Here is a 711-nt window from a genome sequence, read left to right on the forward strand (position 1 = left end):
CATTCAAAGCGTTGTGGTAATCAACACCTGCAGCTTTGAGCAGAGCCAACACGACGAGAGCGTTCGCTAAGTTATGTTTGCCGACAAGTTTCAATTCATCGCTGGCGATGACGCGCTGACCATGATCAAATAACCATGTGCGAGAACCATCGACTTCAAGGCCGTAAGCTTGCTCATCGCTGCCAAACGTAACCACAGGCATCTGAACCTCTGGGTACGTCTCTTGATCATCACGGTTAACTACAGCTAACTCTGCATGATCAAAAATACGCAGCTTAGCAGCGCGATAATCTGCCATACCTTCGTAGCGATCCATATGATCTTCGGAAAGGTTAAGAAATGCCGCCGCTTTGAGTTTCAAACTCGACGTCGTTTCCAACTGAAAACTTGAAAGTTCCAGTACATACAAATCCGCATCTTGCTCAAGCAGTTCCAGTGCAGGCACGCCAATGTTACCGCCGACACCCACCGTCAGTCCTGCCGCTTTTGCCATCACACCAGTTAAATCTGTCACCGTGCTCTTGCCGTTTGAACCAGTGATGGCCACCACTGGTTTATTCACAGCCCAAGCAAACAACTCGATGTCCCCCACGACAGGCGTGCCTTTCGCTAGCACCGTTTGTATCTCTGGTGTCGCTAACGCTATACCAGGGTTGGTCACCACCAAGTCAGCTTCTGCAAGCCACTGGGTATTCCAACCACCACGGTGTA

The 711-nt window shown here is 50.1% G+C and carries 1 protein-coding gene; it reads right to left on the bottom strand.

What is annotated here, in order from left to right; genetic code table 11:
* Nucleotides 1-711, bottom strand: a 711-nt coding sequence (gene murD / locus R7E78_RS26595; protein ID WP_318058671.1) for a UDP-N-acetylmuramoyl-L-alanine--D-glutamate ligase, incomplete at both ends; no start/stop codon positions are given.

It is taken from the genome of Vibrio sp. YT-19(2023), from assembly GCF_033337395.1.